We start from the raw sequence: 5225 nt of genomic DNA on the forward strand, positions 1-5225 counted from the left end.
CTAATTCATTATTTACTGAAACAACGCCAAACGTGTTCCAGATAATTTCTTCTATTTGATCTTTTTCATCATAGGAATTCACAATTCCTTTAAGTGTAACTTCTTGTTCTAAAACACTAATTGATATGTTATTGTTAAAATTTGTATCAATAGCATTAGAAACTATTTCTTTTAGAATATCATCTGTTGTCATTTTTATAAAAGATTTAAAAAAATAATTACAAAGTTGGTTTATACTGATTGTTAATGCGTTACATAATTTTTAGGATATGTTGTAATATTCATAGCTTATTATTTCTAATAATTTAATAAACTCATACCAATATAAACTACAATCCCAATTATGATAAAATAGGCAATAAAAATGGCTAGTATTTTATTAATAGCAAATCGCTCTGTTAATATTTTTACTGGATAGTTTAATATTTTATAGATGACTAAAAAAAGCTCTCTTTTAGATTGCTCTCCCTTTATAATAACTCTTTTTGCACCATTTCTAAATGCATCAATTGCAATTGCAATATCTTCATCTGCCGAAAGAATAATGATTTCAGTTTTTGGGTTTTTTTTTCTAATCTCTAGTATTAATACGTCTGCTTTTTCTCCTTTTAAATCATAGTCAAGTATTACGATTGCGGTATTACCATCAATCTCTTCCAGAAGGGTTTCACCATTTATAAAAGTTGAAATTCTAAGTGAATTTCTGAATCTATTTTCTAAAAATGCAACAATCCTATTTGATGACAATTCGTTGTCTTCCAAAAGGAATAGGTTTTGAATTTGTGTTTCCATTTTATGATTTTTTTATAGTGAATCATTATCTCCAAATTCATTCAACTTTTTTCTAATTGTTTGTTTAGAACCAGCAGATTTTGTTTTAGAATTCGAGGCTTCTGTTTTTTTCTTAGCATCACTTTTTTTAGGTGCTATTATTTGTGTTTTTTTAGTTGTCATAATTTTAAATTTTAAATTTCAATGATTATATTTTTGTTCGACTTTTTAGAATGATTCATTTTTAATAGCTTGGTAGTTTTCTCATTTTTAATAAAATATTTCTCCATCGTTAACCTTGCCATCAAATAACTTACTGTTGATTCTGCACCTTGATTTAAATTGATATATGTATCTTCTAAACCATCATAACAGCCTCCAGTGCAAGGATTGTAAATAATTTGCTGTAAATGATTTTTGCCCAAGAACCAATTGATGGCTATTTCCATTTTTTGTAGATACTCTTCTTCTTGAAAAACATCATAAAATTTACTTAAAGCAATTATTGAATAAGAAACATCAATTGGCTGTTCTCCACCTATTTGCTCGTGAAATGATTCGTTATTATTTTGCAACCAACCTTTGTTAGAAACCACTTTTATAACATTGTTTTTGAATATTTTAGACAATAAAAAATCGAATGAAGTTTTAGAGATTTCCTTGTAAACTAGGTTATTAGTTGCTAAAAAAGCACACAACATAGCTTCTGGTAAAATGCTGTTTCCGTAGGTTAAGTAACTTTCGAACCAATGCCAATTTTCATCGTTTTCGTGCTTATACATTTGAACTAATTTATCTGCTAAATGCTTCAAAATATTTACATTATCTTCAGAATGATTTTTAGTGTTACTATAATAAATTCCTTTTATGATAAATGCCATGGCTCTTGGCGAATGAATTTTACAAACATTACCTAATGACAATTGCAATGTTTTTTTAGCATTCTCTGCTAATTCTACTGGTAATAAATCACTTATTGATACTAAATATCCCAAAGCCCAAATAGCTCTCCCATTAGAATCGGCAAGATTTTCGGAGTTTTGTTTCGTGAATTTTTTATTTTCATCTACATAATTCAAAAAATAGCCTTCAGGTTGCAAGCAATATTTTATAAAACTGAAATATTTATTAATGTATTTTAAATCAATATCCTCATTTTTTAATTCATAGTGCTGGCAAATTGCTACTAAAGCTCTTGCATTATCATCTAAAGTATAACCTGAACAAATGTCAGGTTGATTGATTATTGAAAACTGAATCATTGCGAAATTAGTAGTCAAATTTTTGAAGTGATTCAAATTTATTTCAGGAATTTTATAGTGTAATTCTAATTCTTGATTACTAATTTGTTCAAACAAAATAGCGTGAGAAATGGCTGAATTCTCCCAAGCAGTTGGTGCTAATTTGTGAATTCCGTTAGCAGAAATATTTTTTCGAAGTTGCTCGTCATCTAACAAATTATTTACCTGTTCGCCTAGTTGTTGCGCATTTTCGAAATCTATAATTATTCCAGTTCCACCATTTAACACTTCAATAGCGTGAGGAATTGGAGTAGAGATAATTGGGCAACCACAACTAATTGCATATGAAAAAGTTCCTGAAACCGTTTGATTTCTGTCTTTTGATGTGAATAGATAAATATCCGTCAATTGTAAATATTCTAACAATTCGTGTAGCGGTAAATATTGATTGATGAATTTTACGTACTTATTTAATTGTAACGCATTGATTCTCGCTTCCAGGTTTTCACGATACTTTTCTCCATCATTTTTTACCACATTTGGATGCGTTTTTCCGATAACTAAAAACAAAACTTCGGGATGTTTTTTCACAATTGTTCTCAACGCATTGATTGAAGTCTCAATACATTTCCCAGAACTTAATAATCCGAAAGTTGAAACAATTTTTCTACCTTCCACCTTATACTTTTCTTTTAAAACATCTTTATTGGAATGTTTTACCAAATGTGTTCCGTGCGGAATTACCGAAATTTTATCCTGATCAATCTTATAATCTTCAACCAATAGTTTTGATGAAGCATTTGTCATTACAATAAATGCATTAGTACAATTGTCTATCTCCTGTACCATTTTCTGCATTGTTAAATTAGGGTTAGGTAAAACCGTATGAAAAACAACAATTATGGGTTTGTTTATAGTTTGTAAAAGTTTAATAAAATCCTCTTCATTTGTTCTATAAAGCCCAAATTCATGTTGAATTAAAACCATAGAAATATTTGAATTTTTATTAATATTTTCAGCTAATTCTATATAGGATTTTTGATTATCTGTTTTTAAAACATAATGGACATCATTAGCATATTTATGTTTTTCGAATTCAGATTCTAAAGCACAAATTTTAATATCAAAAGACTTTGTAAATTTATTATTCAGCGCAAAAATTAAATCTTGAGAATACGTCGCAATGCCGCACTCACGTGGCGGATAAGATGTGATAATTAAAATTTCAGGTAAAATATTTTTTTTCTTCATAATTTGATATTATTTTAAATTGAGCATTAATTCAGATAACAATTCGGATAAAGAAACTGATGCACAACCAATTCGCGTATCGGCGGCACCATAATAAATATATAAAGTGTCCTCTTCAATTATTGCTCCAGATGGAAAACAAACATTGTTTACTTCACCTTTTATTTCCCAATTTAATTCGGGTTGAAATAGCGGATAAGGCAATCTAGCAATTTCTTTTTGTGGGCTTTCTAAATCTAATAATGCCACACAAGCACAATAAACATATCCTTTTATAGTATCATGGACACCGTGATAAATAATTAACCAACCTTCGTTAGTTTCTATTGGTGGACAACCCGCTCCTATGTAACTAATTTCGTGTTTGTATTTTGGAGTCAACAAGATATAATCTTTAAATTTCAACATATAATTTTGCCAAAACTCTGTTGTTAGTTCGCTGATATCGTTTACACAAACTATTTGAATATCTGGCTTTATACGATGCAAAAAATGTAATTTTCCGTTAATCTTTCTTGGAAAAAAGACCACATTTTTATCCCAAACTAAAACCTTTTTACCTTTTCGCTCTCGAACTCTGTCGTGTTCATTATAGCGTAAATATTTCTCGTTTACTTGTCCTTTGGTTTCTGCCAAACGTTTAAACTCGTCAAACATCATTTGAGGAACAATAATTCCGTGTTTTTCCCAATTTATTAAATCCAGAGAAGTTGCCAATGCTCCTAATGCGTTTACACCATCAAAAGCACAATAGGACAAATAAAACATATCGTTTATTCTGACAATTCTACCATCTTCAACACCGTGTTCTTCGTAATCAAATTGAGGAAAAATAACAGGTACATCGCTACGTTCCGCAACTTCTAATGGCGTTTTAAATTTTGCATAACCAATACTTGAATAGTTACCTTTTGCAACTGCACGATAAAAAATATGAATAAAATCTCCATAATGAATTACGGCAGGATTTAGTACACCTTCCCATTCAAAACCTAAAGCTGTTTTTTCAAGAATAATTCCATTTTTTTTAACTTCTACCATAATATATTTATTGATATTTATATTATTATCAATGCTTTATAAAGGTCGATTTATTTGAAATAGAAAAGTTATACAACTATCCTATTTACTTATACAATTCACACGTTTTTCGATTGTTTTAAATAAAAAATGCCAACCATTTCTGATTGACATTTTCTTTGAACTAATAATTATTATTTATTCTTTAGCTTCTGAATTTTCTCTGCTTTTTGCTCCAATTCTGTTTGCTTTAAACATTGGTGCTAATTTGAATTTGATAGAAGCAATCTTCCCATTATCCTCAGATGATAATCCTTCTTTTTCAACTGTGTTTTTTCTAGCATCTAAAGCTTCATACATTAATTTTATTTCATCATAATCTTCTCTAGTAAAGTCGCCTTTATTCTTTTTATATGAATCATAAAAATTGCTATATACAGAAAGAATATTGTCTTTGTTTACCCAAGCAAAACTCATGTCATTTCCTATTTTTCCTGCACCAAATAATCTGTCTCTTAACAATTGTGAAGAGCTAGTTTTTGCTGGTACAGCAACATCATTTGAGGCTGTTTCTTTTTCTGTTAACACAATAACTTTATACTCATCATATCTAGCATTTGAAGCATTTATTCTTTCTTGAGATTTTGTTTTTGAATCTTGATCAAGACTTGTCAATGCATCATTTGCATTTGTGTTTTTAGTTTCAAAATCTCGAGAAATCATTTCCCAATTAGCTTCTCTATCTTCAGCAGAAACAGTTTTTAAAGAATCTACATAACTTTCTAATTCGCTAATTCTTTTATCAGCCATTTCTTTTTCTTTGTCTTTACAAGATACCATTCCTAATAGAATCATTGAAAATAATCCAAATTTTAATACACTTTTTTTCATAATAATTTAGTTTAATATATTTAATTAAGTTTAAATATTTAATGTAAATCT

At 28.9% G+C, this 5225-nt stretch carries 6 protein-coding genes; all 6 read right to left on the reverse strand.

The genetic code is table 11. The features are described from left to right. The coding region (locus ACH2BG_RS13385) for a BON domain-containing protein (RefSeq protein WP_395048197.1) at positions 1 to 193 on the reverse strand (193 nt) is incomplete at its 3' end. Positions 194 to 297: 104 nt separating this feature from the next. After that, positions 298 to 792 carry a response regulator gene (locus tag ACH2BG_RS13390; RefSeq protein ID WP_395048198.1) on the reverse strand — a complete coding sequence of 165 codons (495 nt, stop codon included), beginning with the start codon at positions 790 to 792 and terminating at the stop codon, positions 298 to 300. Between the two features lie 12 nt (positions 793 to 804). After that, positions 805 to 954: a hypothetical protein gene (locus tag ACH2BG_RS13395; protein WP_395048199.1), complete on the reverse strand. Its 150-nt coding sequence runs from the start codon at positions 952 to 954 to the stop codon at positions 805 to 807. A gap of 11 nt (positions 955 to 965) precedes the next feature. Further along, positions 966 to 3263: a glycosyltransferase gene (locus ACH2BG_RS13400; protein WP_395048200.1), complete on the reverse strand. Its 2298-nt coding sequence runs from the start codon at positions 3261 to 3263 to the stop codon at positions 966 to 968. Between the two features lie 9 nt (positions 3264 to 3272). Beyond that, positions 3273 to 4304: a pesticidal protein Cry7Aa gene (locus tag ACH2BG_RS13405; RefSeq protein ID WP_395048201.1), complete on the reverse strand. Its 1032-nt coding sequence runs from the start codon at positions 4302 to 4304 to the stop codon at positions 3273 to 3275. A 177-nt stretch (positions 4305 to 4481) separates the two neighbouring features. Then, complete coding sequence (locus tag ACH2BG_RS13410) at positions 4482 to 5174, reverse strand: hypothetical protein (protein ID WP_395048202.1); 693 nt, start codon at positions 5172 to 5174, stop codon at positions 4482 to 4484. Between the last annotated feature and the right edge of the window lie 51 nt (positions 5175 to 5225).

It is taken from the genome of Flavobacterium sp., assembly GCF_043779715.1.
GTDB lineage: Bacteria > Bacteroidota > Bacteroidia > Flavobacteriales > Flavobacteriaceae > Flavobacterium.